The sequence below is a fragment of the Streptosporangium pseudovulgare genome, from assembly GCF_014648055.1.
GTDB classification, from domain to species: domain Bacteria; phylum Actinomycetota; class Actinomycetes; order Streptosporangiales; family Streptosporangiaceae; genus Streptosporangium; species Streptosporangium pseudovulgare.
This window is the reverse complement of sequence record NZ_BMQJ01000016.1, coordinates 1-16,065: the sequence shown is the minus strand read 5'-3', so window position 1 is coordinate 16,065 and position 16,065 is coordinate 1. Positions and strand designations below refer to the sequence as shown.

Below are 16,065 nucleotides of genomic sequence, written 5' to 3'. Positions count from 1 at the left end.
CCGAAATGCGGGCCGGTGCTCCGGCTTTCAGGCCGGGGAGCGCGTCAAAGGACGGTTAGGTGGCCGTACCTGGATAGGGCTGCGGCCAGGTCGCCGGATTCGCCTCGGAGTACGGCGTCGAGGAAGGCGACGGTGGCCGCTGCGGTGATACGCGGCCCGGTGGTCCGACCGAGGGAGCCGATGAGCGTGGGCAGCGGCGGCAGGAAGAGCGGAGCGTCGGTGAAGGTGAGATGTGCCGAACCGGGGACGGTGAGCCGGTAGCTCGTCGCCGTGCTGAGCTGGAGCACCCGCGTGAGGCGAGGGATGTAGTCCGGCTCCTCGCCCGGCTTCACGTCGTGGGTGAGCGCGAGCACGGGCTGGTCGAACGGTTGCGGTGCGGGGTCTCGCGGGAAGCCGTCCATGTCGATGACGGCTGCGAACCGGGGGTCCTGGCGGGCGGCCTGCAGGGCGGCGGCGCCCCCGAGGGAGTGGCCGGTCGCCGCGGCCCGGTGGATGTCGAGCCGCCCGGTCAGAAGGCCCGGGATCTCACCGCGGTCCAGGCGGCCGAGCTGGGTGAGGACGAAGCCGAGGTCGGCGGCCCTGACCGCTGTCCACCCGGCCGCGCGCCTGTCGTCCTCCGCCTGGTCGCCGGTGGACGTGACCCGGGTGCGGATCGTCTGGCCGTCGGTGAGGGTGACGACGGCTGAGTCGTACGGGTGGTCGAGGGCCGCCACGACGTAGCCGCGGCCGGCCAGTTCCTCGGCCCAGGCGGTGCTTTGGGTGCGCACGCCTCCGAGCCCGGGCGAGAACAGGACCACGGGGAACCGGCCGCCTCCGGCGGCCACCGGGGTGTCGGGCACTGAGCGCGTGTGGGCGCGTGCCGCCTCGTCGAGGATGAAGCTCGGAAGGCCGAGGTAGTCGGCCTCGCCGCGGGCGACGAGCCGTGCCTCCTGCGCCGTACGGCCCAAGTACCACGCCCGCCGGGCGGCAGGATCACGCTGCGCGGGATACCAGAGCTGGACGACGACCGTCCGCTTGTCATCGGTCCGGGACGTGGCGGTTTCCGCTCGATCGAGGTCGGTCCACTGCACGACGGTGGTGCCGACGGCGTATGCGCCCGACGGCTTGGGGAACACGGGCCGGGGTAGTGCCCACGCCGCCGCCGCGCCCGCGAGAACCAGAGCCAGACATGCCGCCGACCCCGGCAGGGCCGGCCACCACCGAGCCCGCCGTGCGGGCCGCCCGGCATGCCGCCTCGGCAGGGAGGGAGCGGCGAACGTCAGCGCGACGGCCCCGCCCGCGAGGACGGGTATGAGCTGCCAGCGGATCCCGAGCACGGCCAGCACGATCGCGGACACCGCGAGGGCTGCCGCACCAGCCCACGTCGAGGGTCGGCGCGCGCCGGGCGGCAGCCAGCGGGCCAGCACCAGCACGACGGCGGCCGCCAAGGCCGAGAGCTCTGCGAGGGACAGGCCGAAGAATACGGTCACAGTCATGTTGATCACCGTGGCGGAGTGACCTCAGCCGGACAACGGCCCCGATGTGGAGAGTTGCGCGCGACCTCGGTATGACCTCTCACGACCGGTCTGCGACCGGGGTCGTAGGGCCCGGTGGTCCTGGCGCCTCCGGGCGGACGCTCGCCCGGCCTACCTGGCGCCTCCGGACGGACACTCGCCCGGCCTACCTGGCGTTCAGGGCGTGTTCGGGTGAAGGACCCCACTGGGGGCATGGCTCTCTACCGGGAGTCGTCCTCGTCGCGGGCGTCGGGGCCGCGGAGTTGCCGGGTGGCGGTGGCGCCTTTGCCGGGGCCGGCCACGGCAAGGTCGTGCTGCCCAAGGGAACGCAGATCCTCCCCCTGCTCGGCAGGCTGTCAGGAGCAAGAGAAAGGAGCCGCCACCATGACCGCCCAACCTCATGCGGGTCACCCCGGCCCGGCGATCGAGCGCACCTTCACCGCGGTACGGGCAGCGCTGCCTGCCCCGAACGTGACCGTGTTCGACGCCGAACTCGTGGCGACGGCTTCGGCTTCACGTATTTCGGCTTCTCCGCCTCGCTGTCGGCCACGATCAGCTCCGAGTTGAAGGTGACCATCTCCGCCAGCACCACCTCCGAGTCGTCCCGGACCGAAACCGTCTCGCGCTCCTCCCCGCCAGACGCCGCACGCCGTCCAGCCTGACGGACACGCACGCGCGAGAACAGCCGGACAGCCCGTGGGGACATCCCGAAACCAACACGGAGGACGTCCCGGTGGCGGCCATCCGGTCGGTGTCACCAGAGTGATCACCATGACGACGACCAAGCAGCGGCGCAGGCGCGGCAGGACCAGAGGGCTGGTCATCGGTGTAACGGTGGCGGCGCTGGCAGGAATGATCCCGGAGGTCTCCGCCGCTCGGGATGCGCAGCCGACCTGGCGAGACTGCGCCGGCCAGGACATACCGGCGGGCATGCAGTGTGCTGCGATCGAGGTGCCCGTGGACTGGGCCAGGCCGGACGGGCCGAAGGTCGAACTGGACCTGGCCCGGCTGCCCGCCACCGAGCCTGTGCACCGGATCGGCAGCGTACTGGGCATCCCCGGCGGTCCCGGGGCCAACGGGATCGACGACCTGAAGCGCGCCGCGACCGACCTCACCGAACTAGGCCGCAGGTTCGACCTCGTCGCCTACAAGCCGCGCACCACCGTGTGGCGCGATCAGATGCCGCCATCCTGCATGCAGCCCGGGACGTCACTGTTCGAGCCACAGAGCCAAAAGCAGTACAAGGCATTGGCCGCGGCGATGACCAAGGGCCTCAAAGCCTGCCAGAACGCGGACAGGACCAGCCTGTTCGCCCACATGGACTCTCTGTCGGCGGCCAGAGACATGGACGCGGTTCGCGAGGCTCTGGGCGAGGAACGGCTGAGCTTCATGGCCAACTCCTACGGAGGGGTGCCCGCCGCCGCCTATGCCCGGCTGTTCCCGCGGCGCATCCGAGCCATGTATCTCGACGGGACGATCAACCAGGTCGACGGCTGGCGCGACCAGGCGCTGCGGACTCTGCCCGTCCTGGAACGGGTCTTCACCAGATTCACCACCTGGTGTGCGGACACCCCCGCCTGCGCATTGCACGGACAGGACGCCGGGGCGGTCTGGCGCAAGCTCATTCGAGACGCCGATCGCAGGCCGATCCCGGTCACGTCGTCCGAGTTCGGCAAGGGCAAGCTGACCGGATGGCATCTGAGGAGCTTCGGCTTCATCAGCGACCCCGGACCGGACAACTCTCGGTGGCTGGCCTTCGCCGAGGCGGTCGACAAGGCCCGGGGCGGGGACGGGTCCGGTTTCGCCGATTTCGCTCTCGGCAACGCGCGGATCTGGGCCGCCCCCGGAGCGCTGGCGATGACGTGCGCAGATGACCGTGGCTACAGCAGCTACGCGCAGTTGCAGAAGTTCCGCCGTCAGGCGCAGAAGGTCTCGCCGAACTTCGGAGCAGCCTCATTCGACGCGCTCGGATGCACCGGTTGGCCGCTAGCGGTCGCCAACCCGTCCCGCCCGCTGCCGACTCGCGGCCTGCCGCCATTCCTGGGAGTAGGCAGCACGTGGGGCGACCACGCATGGACCGAGAGCTTCACCAGGATGATCCCGGGCTCAGTGACCGTCGGCTACGACGGGCCTGGCCATGTCATGTACCTGTCGGGCAAGAAATGCCCCATCCAACACGCCACCACGTACCTGACCGACCTGAGGCTGCCCAAGCCGGGTACCGCCTGTCCTGCCGAATGACAGCCATATCGATGGAATCGGCTGCTCGATCAGCACCACCGCAGGACCCTGAGGAGGCGCGCAGGTTGATCGGGTGACGCAAACAGCTCTCACGAATGAGCGATTCCCATAGAAGATCATCAACGCGTCGCAGGGGATGGCCGGAGGTCTCGAATCCTTCTCTCTGACCACCGCCCGGCAGATCAAGGCCCATGCTCCGCACTACCGCGTCATCCTCACCGTGTACGAGATGAAGCGGCTCGGCCGCGACGCCGGCGAGCTCACCGCCCTGGCCGACCACCTCACCACCCACGCCGGCCTCCCCGAACCGGCCTAGCGTGCGATCCGGTTCCGATGTGGGTCCCGCCCCGAAGCGAGGGTGATCTCGGCCAGCTCGCGCCAGTCCCGTCGCCGGCCGTCGCGGGTCGCCTCGGCGAACGCGGCCTCACCGAGGCGGCTCCGCGTCTCCGCGGCGATCCTGGTGCCGTCCGGCTGCGAACGGTCCGGCGTGCCGCGCACGCCGTCGCTCGCCGCGAGCAGCCGCGCGGCCTGCTCATGGTCTCCCCGGCGCAGCGCGAGGTCCGCGATCCCGAGCAACACCCCGGCGATCGCCGGCGGATACCCCGTCTCCGCGGTCGCGCGGAGCGTCTCGCTCCAGTGCGCGCGGGCCTCGTCGAGATCCTCGATGAGGTGGCCGTACAGGCCCGAGGCCCTGACGCGGAACCAGACGCCCGGTTCCCCGTCGTCGCCCAGCGCCGCCCGGGCCGCCGCCAGGTGCCGGCGCACCCGGTCCGGCTCGCCGCGCCAGCACGCCAGTTGCGCCTTCGAAAGCGCCAGCTCGGCGAGCACGTACGCGTCCGGCCAGGCGATCCCGTCCGCGCACCGCTGCGCCTCGGCCATGGCGGAGGCGCAGGCCCGCTCATCGCCGAGCAGCCAGTGCAGCTGGGCCTGCCGCGCCCGCAGGCCGACCACGTCCTCGGTCGCACCCATCTCGGCCAGTGCCACGGCCGCCTCCTCGTAGTGCTCGCACGCGCGCGCGAACTCGCCGCGCATGGCGAGCCGATCGGCCAGGAAGGCCAGCGCCAGCGAGATCCCCGACCGGTCACCCAGCGCGCGGAACTCGGCGAGGGCGATCCCGGCGTCGGTGTCCACGCCGGTCTCGTCACCGTTGTGCGTGAGCCGCAGCCGGCCGCGCGTGAGCCTGGCCTGCGCGCGCACCCATGGATCGCCGTCGGTGATGAGCGGCTCGAACGCGGGCAGGAACTCCGCCGGCTCCCGCAGCATCCGCTCCAGCGGAGCGACGAACCCGAGCAGAGGGTTGCGATGCCCGCCGCGCCGGGTGAGCCGGTGCGCCCGGAGGATCCACTCCCGCGCCTGGTACTGGTCGCGGCCGGGCCCGGAGGTCGCGAACACCGTCACGATGAGATACGCCGTCGCCCGCACCTCGTCGGGCACCTCACCGGGCAGCGAGGCCGCCGCGACGCTCAACTCGGCGCCCTCGGCCCGGTGCCCGCTGAGGAACCAGTACCAGCCCACGGCCGAGACCAGCCGCATCGCCTCCTCGGCCCATCCCTCGGCGATCGCCCGGCGCAGGGCCGCGGCGATGTTGTCGTGCTCGGCCCTGAGCACGGCCAGCCACTCCAGCTGCCCGGCCCCGCGCAGGTGCGGCTCGGCCGTCTCGGCCAGCTCGGTGAAGCAGGCGAGGTGCGCCCGGCGCGTCCGCTCGGTCTCCCCGGCCTCGGCGAGCCGGTGCGCCGCGTACTCCCCGATGGTGCCGAGCATCCGGTAGCGCGGCGCGCCGTCGCCTTCGGCGAGCAGCAGCGACTTCTCGACCAGCGCGGTCAGCAGGTCGAGCAGCTGCTCCCCGGCGAGCGTCTCGTCCCCGCACACCCGTTCGGCCGCCTCCAGGCTCGCCCCGCCGGAGAACACCGAGAGCCGCCGCAGCACGCGGCGTTCGGCCTCGGTCAGCAGATCCCAGCTCCAGTCCACGACCGCGCGCAGCGTCCGGTGCCGGGGAAGCGCCGTACGGCTGCCGCCGGTCAGCAGGCGGAACCGGTCGTCGAGCCGATGTGCGAGCTGGTCGACGGACATGGTGCGCAGCCGTGCCGCGGCCAGTTCGATCGCCAGCGGCATCCCGTCGAGCGCCCGGCAGATCCGCGCCATGGCCGACAGGGTGCGCGCGTCCGCGCCGATGTCCTTGCGCACCAGGCCCGCGCGGTCCCGCAGCAGCCGCACCGCGGGCGAGGCCGCGGCCTCGGAGGGGCCGGCCCCCTCCGCGGGCGGGGCGAGCGGCTCGACCTGCCACAGCACCTCCCCGGTGATGCCGAGCGGTTCCCTGCTCGTGGCCAGGATCCGCAGACCCCGGCACTCCCCCAGGAGCCGGTCCGCGAAAGCCGCGGCCGCCTCGATCACGTGCTCGCAGTTGTCCAGAACCAGCAGGACCGCGCGCTCGCGGACCGCGGCGATGAGCCGGTCCATCGGCTCCCCGCCCCGCGCGCCGCCGAGCAGCCCCTGGTCACGCAGGCCGATCGCGGTGAGGGCGGCCTGCGCCGGCTCGCCGCCCGCCGGCACCGGGGCCAGTTCGACCAGCCACACCCCGTCCGGCAGTCCGGCGAGCATCGTCCGGGCGGTCTCCGTGGCCAGCCTCGTCTTGCCGGAGCCGCCCGCCCCCGTCAGGGTGACCAGCCGGTGCCTGCCGGCCAGCTCGGCGACGGCGAAGACGTCGTCGTCCTTGCCGACGTAGCTCGTCAGCTCGGCGCGCAGGTTCGTCCTGCGGCTCTCCGCCCGCTCGCCCAGCTCGCCCCTGAGCAGAGCGGTGTGCAGCGCGGAGAGCCCGGCCGACGGGTCAGCGCCCAGCTCCTCGGCGAGCCGCTCGCGCGTCCGCTGGTACACGGTCAGTGCCTCGGCCGCGCGTCCCGTCTCGGCGAGGGAGCGCATCAGGGCCGCCACGAGCCCCTCCCGCAGCGGATACGCGGCGACCAGCCCGGTCAGCTCGGAGACCAGCTCCGAGCCGCGGCCGAGACGGATGTCCGCCTCCACCCGGTCCCCGAGCGCGGCGACGCGGAGCTCGTCCAGGCGCGCGACCGCGGCGTCGAACGCGTCGCTGTCGCGCAGCCCGACGTCCTCCATGGCCGTGCCGCGCCACAGTGCCAGGGCCGAGCGCAGCAGATCCGCCCGCGCCGCGGGCTCGGCGCCGCGGGCCTGACCGACCAGGCTCTCGAACCGGCACACGTCCACGGCGTCGGGAGCCACGGCCAGCCGGTACCCGCCGGAGTCCGCCTCGATCACGCCGTCCGGCAACACCCTGCGCAGCCTGGACACCAGCGCCTGGAGGGCGTTCACCTCGTCCGCGGGCGGCCGCCGCCCCCAGATCCAGTCGACCAGTCTCGACCGCGTGACGACCCGTCCCGGTTCGAGGGCGAGTACGGCCAGCAGCGCGCGCAGCCGGGTCCCGGGAACCCCCACCACGGCTCCATCACCGTTCCGGACCTCGAACGGCCCGAGCAGTCCGACTCGCACACCGGTGATTGTCCCGCACACCGGTGATCGGGCCGAACCGTGGCGACGGCCGGCAGCGGCCGTAGCCGGCCGGCCTCGTCGTGCAGCGCCTCCAGGACGTAGGCGCCGCTCATCCGGCTGGTCGCGTGGGCGTCGGCATGCAGGGGGAGCATTTCCGCGAGCGTCAGCCGCAGCACGTCACGGGGGTGCGGACGGTCACCGAGCTTCTTGAGGCCCTGCTCGACGCGCAGCGAGGTCCGCCCGGACGCGAAGTCCCTGGCGTTCGGCAGGTTGGACAGCCCCGTCGGAGCGCAGTTCATCGGCGACGAGCCCACCCCCGAGGCCATCGCGCTCGCCCACGAACTCAAGGGGGCATGGATCCGCGGAGAAGGCCGTCAAGTTCAACGAGTCACTCGCCAACCGCGCGATCTACACCTCCTCGGGGCCGACCGGCTGGGGCGCCGGGCACTCGGCCTTCGTCACGACGGGGTCGCTTCCGGCCGCATGAGCCCGGTGCCAGAGCTCCAGCTGCAGCAGTGTCCACAGCTGGTCACCGTGATCCGCGCCGTCGATGTGCCGCTGAAGTAGGCCACGGACCGCCGATGGCCTGAACAGATTCCTGCCGCGAGCAGTATCGTCGGTCAGGACGTCGCAGATCAGCTCTCGCAACTCGCCGCGGAGCCAGGCGGCGAGCGGTACGCCGAAGCCCTGTTTCGGACAGCGCAGCAGCTCCTCGGGCAGCCAGGGGGCGACCGCCCGTTTCAGGAGCAGTTTGGTCTTGCGGTTACGGACCTTCAGCGCGGAGGGGAGGGTGGCCGCCCACTCCATCAGATGGTGGTCCAAGAACGGGGAGCGGATTTCCAGCGAGTTGGCCATGCTGGTGATGTCGACCTTCACCAGCAGGTCGTTCGGCAGGTAGGTGAGAGTGTCGACATCCAGAACGCGGCCGAGGTCGGTGTCGGCCGACGAATTCTCGAAGACGGTCTTCAGCAGACTGTGGCTGTCCACCTCCGCCAGTCGGTGGCCGAGCGCCTCGCTGTAGATCCCGAGCTTCTGCTCCTGCGTGAAGCAGGACATCAGGCTGGGATAACGCCGCGGCGGAGGCTCGGCGGCGAATCGCATCAGCCGGCCAAGCTGCCGCAACGGTGATCTGGCGGCACTTCGTTCGGCGAAGACGGTGCCGATGCGGGAGGAGGCAGCCGCCAGAGGGCGGGGAACGGCCGGGATCCTTCCGGCCTGGTTCATCAGGGCGTAGCGCTGGTAGCCACCGAAACACTCGTCCCCGCCGTCACCGCTGAGTGTGACGGTGACATGCCGTCGGCTCAGTTGCGCCGCGTAGAAGCTGGGAATCGCCGAGGAGTCGGCGAACGGCTCGTCGAAGTGCCACGCCAGCCGCGGCAGAACATCGAGCAGGCTGGTCGTCACGACCATTTCATGGTGGTCGGTGCCATACCGGTCGGCGACCAGGCGCGCTTTGCGACGCTCGTCGTAGCGGCTGTCTTCGAAGCCGATGCAGAACGTCTTCACCTGTCCGGGACTCTGCATGGCCATGGCCGCCACAACCGCGGAAGAGTCGATTCCACCTGACAGGAACGCTCCAATGGGCCGCTCGCTCACCATGCGGATCCGGGTCGCTTCCAGCAGCAGCTCGCGCAGCCGCTCCTCCTGCTGCTGTTCGTCGGACACCGGCCGTGGGGTGCGGTCCAGCTCCCAGTAACGGCGCACGGTGATCTGGCCCCGCTCCCAGATGAGCACGTGTCCGGGAAGGAGCTTGTACACACCCTGGTAGATCGACCACGGAGCCGGAACATACTGGTAGCTCAGGTAGTGATGCAGGGCGACAGGGTCTGTCTCCCGGGACATCCGGGGGTCCTGCTCCAGGGATTTCAGCTCCGAGGCGAACCAGATAGAAGTGTGATCGGCCCGCCAGTAGAGCGGTTTCTTTCCCACTCGATCCCGAGCCAGGATCAGCCGCTGCCTGTCACGGTCCCAGAGGGCGAAGGCGAACATCCCACGGAGCCGCTGGACCATGTCGGCGCCGTACTCCTCGTACAGGTGGACGAGACATTCGGAGTCCCCTGCGGCGCGCATCCGGTGTCCTCGGCGGATCAAGTCCCGCCGCAGTTCGGCGAAGTTGTAGATCTCACCGTTGAAGATGGCCACGATCCGGGTGTCTTCGTTGTAGACAGGCTGGTCGCCCGTGGTCAGGTCGATGATCGCCAGCCGGCGCATGCCGAGCGCCGCGTGTTCGTCGCTGTGAAAGCCATCGCCATCGGGGCCCCGGTGCGTGATCACCTCGCACATGCGGCGGACGAGCTCCAGGTCGGGGACAGAACGCGACGCCATCCCGGCTATCCCGCACATACGTCGCTGCTCTTCGGAAGTCGGGAGCACAGACCGGTGCGGCCTTCGAGCGTGACGCTCACATGATGTTCTTGGGCCAGAGGCAGGCGCATCGGCCTGTATCCCCGTGGGAAACGCATGTGCATCGGTACCTCTTGTGGCTGAGTATCCGGCTCCTCGGCGAGTGAGGACGACCGCGCTCCGAGGCATTCCGCTCCACCTGCTTGATGGTGAGCCCAATGCGCCGGAGACCGGTGTGTTTTCCCGCCGCCATGACGGTGCCCTTTCCCGGGCAACGCCTCGGTGAGACGAACCTAACCGAAGGTGCCCCTGCCCGCCGTTATGATCAAAAGCGGCGGAAGGCGTGTTGTGCCGGTATTAGCCAATCCGGCCAAAACTGTCGGCGACGGCGGCCCCGAGGAACCGGTCGCGCGCCGCTACCGCCGGTTTCTGCGCTCAGCTTTTACCGCCGGTTTCTGCGCTCAGCCTTTTCCGAAGGCCCATCGGGCCGTCATCGCGGATCGGGCGAACGCTCCCCGGCGGCGGCGCGCAGTTCGGCGGTCACCGCCCGCTCCCGCAGCGCCGCGGCCTCGGCCTGCAGCGCCTCGATCCGCTCGCGCAGGTCCGCGCTCCTCATCTGCTCCAGGGTCAGCCGGGTGCGTGCCTCGTCCCGCTCCGCGCGGGCCTGGGCTGCCTCGGCCGCGGCCCGGTCGGCGGCCTCGGCCACCCGGCGCGCCGCCCGCTTCTCGGCGTCGGCCGCCCGCCGCTCCGCCCGGGTCGTCCGGATCCTGGCCTCGGACGCCTCGGCCTGGGCCTTGGCCCGCGCCCGCGCCTCCTCGTCGGCGCGGGCCAACGCCCGGTCCCGCTCGGCCTCCAGCACCCGGGCGCGGGCCTCGGCGGCGGCGACGGCCCGTTCGGCGGCGGCCCGCGTCTCCTCGGCCTCCGCCGCCGCCCGCCGGGCCAGGTCGCGCTCGGCGTGCGCCCGCTCGGCCAGTTCCCGCTCGTGCGCGGCCCGCGCCTGCGCCTGCCGGGCCGCGGTCTCGGCCGCCTCCACCCGCTCCGACATCTCCCGCACGCCCGAGTCCATGGCGGCCTCGGCCCGCTCGGCCCGCCGCCGGGCCTGCTGCTCGGCATTCTTGGCCAGGCGCTCGGTGGCGGCGGCCTCGTGCAGCGCGGCCAGGGCCTGCTCCCTGGCGGTCTCGGCGTCGGCCAGTGCGATGTCCCGCTCGGCGTTGGCCTCCTCCACCTGCCGCACCATGGCGTCGCGCTCGCGCCGGGCGTGGCCGGTGGCCTCGCGGGCGAGCCGTACCTGCTCCAGCGCCTGCTCGCGCTCGGCGTGGGCGAGCGCCACCCGGGCGTGCGCCTCGGCCTGCACGGCGCTGAGCCTGGCCTCCACCCCGGCCGGGCTCAGCTCGTCGGACAGGGCCTTGGCCAGCGGGGCGATCGCCGCGGCCATGCCCTTCTCCATGCGGTCGTAGAACTCCTCGGCCCGCGCCAGCGCGCCCTCCAGGCCCGGCGCGGCCCGCTTCAGCTCCCGCTCCCGTTTGGCCATCGCCTGGCAGCCGCCCTGCGGGCAGTAGACCCGGGGACGTCCCCGCCCGGGGCGCTGCTCGATCGGCGCACCGCAGTGCTTGCATGCCGTCACCACGCCTGCCTCCTTGACCACCGGACGAGCGTAGCCTTTTCCAATTTCCAGAAATAAAAAAACAGTAATTCGGGCATGGGCGTGTCGCGAGGATCGTCCGCCGGCCGCGTGTCTGGGATCATCCGCCCGGCCGCACGTGCGGAACCCGGCCCCCGGGAGCATCGGCACAGCGGTCCCCGGTGAGAACGATCGTGGTCGGCCGCGTCCGCGGACGTGGTGCGCGGGCTCCCCCGGCCGGACGGATCGCCTACTCAGCCCGCTGTCATGATCGCTCATGTACGTGATAGTGGTCCGTCATCACGTCCGGGCGGGTCCTTGCCAGGAGTATCGGCGCCGCTCAGGCGATGTGCCGATGGCCGATATGACCCGTATCGACGCAATACAGCGCGGTTCCGGCGAACATGTCTTATGAACAATCGTCAGAGGAGGGCTCTGGCGGCGTCAGCGGCGGGGTGGCCGAGTTCTTCGAGCAGGAGGAGCGCCGCCTGGGCGTGTGTGCGGACCAAGGCGGTGTGGCCGAGTGCGTGACGGGCCCTGGCCAGGCCGAGGTGGCCATGGGCGGCTTCGTGGGGGTCGTCGAACTCCGTGGCCATGGCGAGTGCGGCGTCGTGATCGATGAGGGCCTGGTTGTGGTCGCCCATGGCGTGTGCGGCGGCGCCCAGGGCGTTGAGGGTCTCGGCCTGCAGGTGCGGGCCGAGGTCGCGACTGATCGCGTAGGCGTGCAGGAAGGCGCGGCGAGCGGCGTCGTGCTCGCCTTGGTCGCTGTGGAGGTTTCCGAGGGCGAGTTGGGTGTTCCAGAGGCCTGTCGGGCTGCCGATCTCATGGTTGATCCGTTGGGCCTGCTCCAGGTAGTCGCGGGCCAGGTCGGGCTTGCCGAGTTCCCCGTAGTTCCTGCCCAGGTCTGTCAGGAGGACCCCTCTGCCGACGCGGTTGTCCGCTGCTTGGAAGCGTTCCAGTGCCTGTTGATAGTGGTCCTGGGCGTCATGAAGGTCGCCTTGGCGTTCGAGCGAGTGGCCCAGGTAGTGATGTCCCACCGCTTCGCCCTCCGGGTCGCCGGCCGCCCGGCAGGTGGTGATCGCCTCGCGGGCGTACCGGACGGCCTGGGCGACGTTTCCCATGGCGTGGTGGGTTCTGGCCAGGTCGGCGAGGGTGCGGCCCTCGCTCCGCAGGTCGCCTGCCCGCCGCACCGCTGGAAGGGCTTGGAGATGGAGTGTGAGTGCGGCGCCGCGACGGCCGCGTTCCTCCAGGAAGGGGAACAGGGTCGTGGACAGGAAGAAGACGTGCCCGGGCCAGCCGTGTTCCGCCGCGTACGCACCGACGGCCAGGAGAACGGGCAGCTCCGCGTCCAGCCAGGCCGCGGCGTCGGCGCGGTCGGACAGGGGCGGGATCTCCAGGCCTGGCGCGGGCTCGTGCGGCATCGGGAGCGCCGTGTCCGAGCGCTTGAGTGCGGCCATGCCCGTGACGTGGGTGTAGAAGGTGAAGAGCCTGGTCAGGGCGGCGTTTCTGGAGTCGTCCTGCTCCTGCAGCCCGGCCGCTGACCTGGCGTGGTCGCGTTGGAGGTCGTGGAAGGTGTAGCGGCCTGGTTCCTGCTGGATGAGCATGTGGGCATCCAGCAGGTCCTCCAGGAGCGACTCGGCACGTGTGACGGTCAGGTCGGCGAGCGCGGCGGCCGCGTAGGCGTCGATGTCCTGGCCGGGGTGGAGGCCGAGCAGGCGGAACATGCGGCGATGGTCGGGGCTCAGATGCTCGTACGACAGTGCGAAGGCGGCCGCGACGCCCCGTTCCGCGGTGGCCAGTTCGGCCAGGCGGCGGCTCTGGTCGCGCAGCCGTGCGGCGAGGTAGTCCACCGTCCATCGGGGACGGTGGCGCAGCCGCGCGGCGGCGATTCGCACGGCCAGCGGCAGGAACCCGCACAGGCGCAGGACCTCGACGACGGCGGCGGGCTCCGCCTGCGCGCGCGGCCCGACGACTCCGGTGAACAGCTCGACCGCGTCGCGTTCTGAGAGAACGTCAACGGACATGGCGTAGGCGCCGTCCAGGTCGGTCAGCCGACGTCGGCTGGTGATCAGGACCATGCTGCCCGAACCGCCGGGCAGCAGCGGCCTGACGTGCTGGGTGTCAGCGGCGTTGTCGACGACGACCAGGGCGCGCAGGCCCGACAGCTCGGCGCGCCACAGCGCGGCACGTTCGGAGGTCCCCGGTGGGATGCGCTCCGCGGGCACGCCGACCTGGCGCAGCAGGATCTCCAGCGCGTCGCCGGGATCGACGGGGTCACGGCCCGCGGTGTGGGCCTGCAGGTCGACGAAGAGCGCGCCGTCGGGGAAGCGCCCGGCGAGCAGGTGTCCCGCGTGTACGGCCAGCGTGGTCTTGCCGATGCCCCCCATGCCGTCGATCGCGACCACGCTCACCCCGTCGGGCAGCATGGCGAGTCGCTCGAGCTCGGCTTCCCGCCCGGCGAAGTCGGGCACGTCGTACGGCAGGAAGCTCACCACCGAGGGCCGGTCGTCTCTCAGCACCGCCTCTTCGACGGCTGCGAACTCCCGGCCGGGGTCCAGGCCCTGCTGCTCGGCCAGCGTCGTGCGGTAGTCGCGTGCGGCCGCCAGCGCCTCCGCCTGCCGTCCCGATCGGTGCAGCGCCAGCACGTATTGCCCGCGTAGGCGCTCCCTCAGCGGGTGGTCGGCCACTTCCGCGGCGAGCTCATCAAGCAGCACGGCATACCGCCCGGCCTCCAGTTCCAGCTCCGCCAGCCGTTCCAAAGCCGTCAGCCGCTGCTCCTCCAGCAGGGCCCTCGTTGCGGGCACGAAGTCGGCCTGCACGTCGGCCAGCGCCTGCCCTCGCCAGAGCGCGAGCGCCTGGCGGATCTCGTCGCGGTCGCCCGCGGCCAGCCGCCTGAACTCATGGACGTCCACCTGGCCCGGCTCGGTCACCGCGGCATAGCCGGCGGGACGCGTCTGCACGATGTTCTCGGCCTGCGCCGCGCGCAGCATCCGGCGTATCGCCATCACCGACGCCTGGACCTGTGCCTTGGCCGTCTCTGGTGGGGTCGGCCCCCACATCGCCTCGATCAGCCGGTCCGTGCTCACCGTGCTTCCCGCGTTCAGCAGAAGGTAGGCGAGCATCGCGCGATGCCGTGGCGCTCCGCCCAGCGCTTGCCCGCCGGCGCTCACCTCCACTGTGCCCAGGAGCGAGAAGCGCATAGAGATCATATGGGCGAATGTATCAACGCCCTCGCTCAGTATTTCTCCAGGCCTCGGGACGTACAGGACAGGAGTGCACATGAGCGGAGACGTACTGATCTCAGGTGCGGGTGTCGCGGGCATGTCGCTGGCGTACCGGCTGCATGGGCAGGGCTACGCGGTGACCGTGGTGGAGCGCGCCGCCGCGTTGCGCGGCACCGGGTACGCGGTCCACTTCCGCGGCCAGGCGATCGGCGTCCTCGACGGCATGGGTCTGCTGTCGCAGATGCGCGATCACGCCACGGGAATGGGCGCGATCACGCTGGTCGACGGTGACGGGAAGTGGATCGGTGAGGTGCCTGCGGAGACGTCCGCCGGCGACCTGGAGGTGCTCAAGCCCGATGTGACGCGCATCCTGCACAGCATCACCGCCGACGACGTCTCCTACGTCTTCAACGACTCGATCACCGCGATCGACCAGGACGAGGACAGCGTCAGCGTCGAGTTCGAAAGGGCGGCCGGGCGCAGGTTCGACCTGGTGGTCGGCGCCGACGGCGTCTACTCCAACGTTCGCCGCCACGTCTTCGGTCCCCACCGCGACTTCGTACGACACCTGGGCATGTCGGGTGTCGGCTTCACCACGGCCAACCGGCTGGGCCTCGACCACGAGGGCCTGCTGTACGGCGCGCCAGGCAGGGCTGTCCACGTGTTCAGCTCCAGCGACCCCGGCAGGATGACCGTGAGCCTGTCGTTCGCCACCGATTCGCCCGGCATCGACAGGCTCGACCGCGACTCGAAGGAACGCCTGGTCCACGAGCGCTTCGCCGGCGAGGGGTGGGAGGTGCCACGGCTGCTGGAGGATATGCGGCTGGCTCCCGACTTCTCCTTCTCCTCCGCCTGCCAGATCGTCATGGACCGTTGGTCACACGGCCGCGTCGTCCTCGTCGGCGACGCCGGATACTGCGTGGCGCCGGCGGCGGGCATGGGCGCCTCCCAGGCCCTGATCGGCGCCCACCTGCTGGCGACCCGCCTGGTGGAGACGGCGGGCGACCACACCGTCGCATTCCCTGCCTACGAACGCGAACTACGCCCCTACATCACCGAGAACCAGTCCAGGGGCGCAGAGGCGACAAAGACGTCCGGCACCTGACGGAAAGGAGCGTGGCCGCCGACATCGCCCATGCGGTGTCGTGTCAGCGGCGGCGTCAGGACGGCAACGGCCCGATATCAGAGCGGTCGGCGATGGTGGATGCCATGAACTGTTCAGCGATGGCGGCTCCAAGGCTGGGTGCGATCTCCTCGGGCGACCCGGTCTGAGCCGTCCGGATACCCGGGCACCAACAGGACCGCATTTCACCATTCGCCCGTTCAATCGACTTCTCGTAACACACTTAAGGAGCACACCATCATGTCCATCACCCTTACCGACCAGGACAAGAACACCCCGCGGACCGGGCAGGGCCGCCCGGAGTTGCAGAAGATCCTCCAGGAGATGGTCGATTCCGGTCTCGTCGGGGTGTCGCTGCGGGTGCGCGACGAGCGGGGCGAGTGGGTCGGCGCCGCCGGGGCGAGCGAGCTGGGCGGCGCCGAAGCGCCGCCGGCCGACGGGCACGTCCGGATCGGCAGCAACACCAAGACCTTCACCGCCACCGTGGTGCTGCAGCTGGTGGCCGAGGGCAGGCTCGGGCTG

10 protein-coding genes are annotated in these 16,065 nt (G+C 71.2%); 5 read left to right on the top strand and 5 right to left on the bottom strand.

What is annotated here, in order from left to right:
- Positions 1-44 precede the first annotated feature (44 nt).
- Positions 45-1,475 carry an alpha/beta hydrolase family protein gene (locus IEZ10_RS27910; protein ID WP_189249504.1) on the bottom strand — a complete coding sequence of 477 codons (1,431 nt, stop codon included), beginning with the start codon at positions 1,473-1,475 and terminating at the stop codon, positions 45-47.
- Positions 1,476-2,264: 789 nt separating this feature from the next.
- On the opposite strand from IEZ10_RS27910, the gene IEZ10_RS27905 reads away from it, so the two are divergent.
- Both IEZ10_RS27905 and IEZ10_RS27900 read left to right on the top strand, forming a co-directional pair.
- On the top strand, positions 2,265-3,734 hold the full coding sequence (locus IEZ10_RS27905) for an alpha/beta fold hydrolase (RefSeq protein ID WP_189249503.1): 1,470 nt from the start codon (positions 2,265-2,267) through the stop codon (positions 3,732-3,734).
- A gap of 136 nt (positions 3,735-3,870) precedes the next feature.
- Complete coding sequence (locus tag IEZ10_RS27900; RefSeq protein WP_229811721.1) at positions 3,871-4,050, top strand: hypothetical protein; 180 nt, start codon at positions 3,871-3,873, stop codon at positions 4,048-4,050.
- On the opposite strand, the gene IEZ10_RS27895 is transcribed toward IEZ10_RS27900, so the two are convergent.
- The 4 genes from IEZ10_RS27895 to IEZ10_RS27880 form a co-directional block, all read right to left on the bottom strand.
- Complete coding sequence (locus tag IEZ10_RS27895) at positions 4,047-7,232, bottom strand: AfsR/SARP family transcriptional regulator (protein WP_189249502.1); 3,186 nt, start codon at positions 7,230-7,232, stop codon at positions 4,047-4,049. The two genes, IEZ10_RS27900 and IEZ10_RS27895, sit on opposite strands and share 4 nt — an antisense overlap.
- A 408-nt stretch (positions 7,233-7,640) precedes the next feature.
- The gene (asnB, locus tag IEZ10_RS27890) at positions 7,641-9,575 is read right to left on the bottom strand and encodes an asparagine synthase (glutamine-hydrolyzing) (protein ID WP_268246382.1); all 1,935 of its coding nucleotides are present in this window, start codon (positions 9,573-9,575) and stop codon (positions 7,641-7,643) included.
- Positions 9,576-10,065: 490 nt separating this feature from the next.
- The gene (locus IEZ10_RS27885; protein ID WP_189249500.1) at positions 10,066-11,220 is read right to left on the bottom strand and encodes a coiled-coil domain-containing protein; all 1,155 of its coding nucleotides are present in this window, start codon (positions 11,218-11,220) and stop codon (positions 10,066-10,068) included.
- 398 nt (positions 11,221-11,618) lie between these two features.
- Positions 11,619-14,405: an AfsR/SARP family transcriptional regulator gene (locus IEZ10_RS27880; protein WP_229811720.1), complete on the bottom strand. Its 2,787-nt coding sequence runs from the start codon at positions 14,403-14,405 to the stop codon at positions 11,619-11,621.
- 70 nt (positions 14,406-14,475) lie between these two features.
- Here IEZ10_RS27880 and IEZ10_RS27875 point away from each other — a divergent pair, with 70 nt between their 5' ends.
- The 3 genes from IEZ10_RS27875 to IEZ10_RS27865 all read left to right on the top strand — a co-directional run.
- Positions 14,476-15,525, top strand: coding sequence for an FAD-dependent monooxygenase (locus IEZ10_RS27875; RefSeq protein ID WP_189249499.1), 1,050 nt, complete (start codon positions 14,476-14,478; stop codon positions 15,523-15,525).
- Positions 15,526-15,536: 11 nt separating this feature from the next.
- Complete coding sequence (locus tag IEZ10_RS27870; protein ID WP_189249498.1) at positions 15,537-15,692, top strand: hypothetical protein; 156 nt, start codon at positions 15,537-15,539, stop codon at positions 15,690-15,692.
- A gap of 91 nt (positions 15,693-15,783) precedes the next feature.
- Positions 15,784-16,065, top strand: a 282-nt coding sequence (locus IEZ10_RS27865) for a serine hydrolase (protein ID WP_189249497.1), incomplete at its 3' end; no start/stop codon positions are given.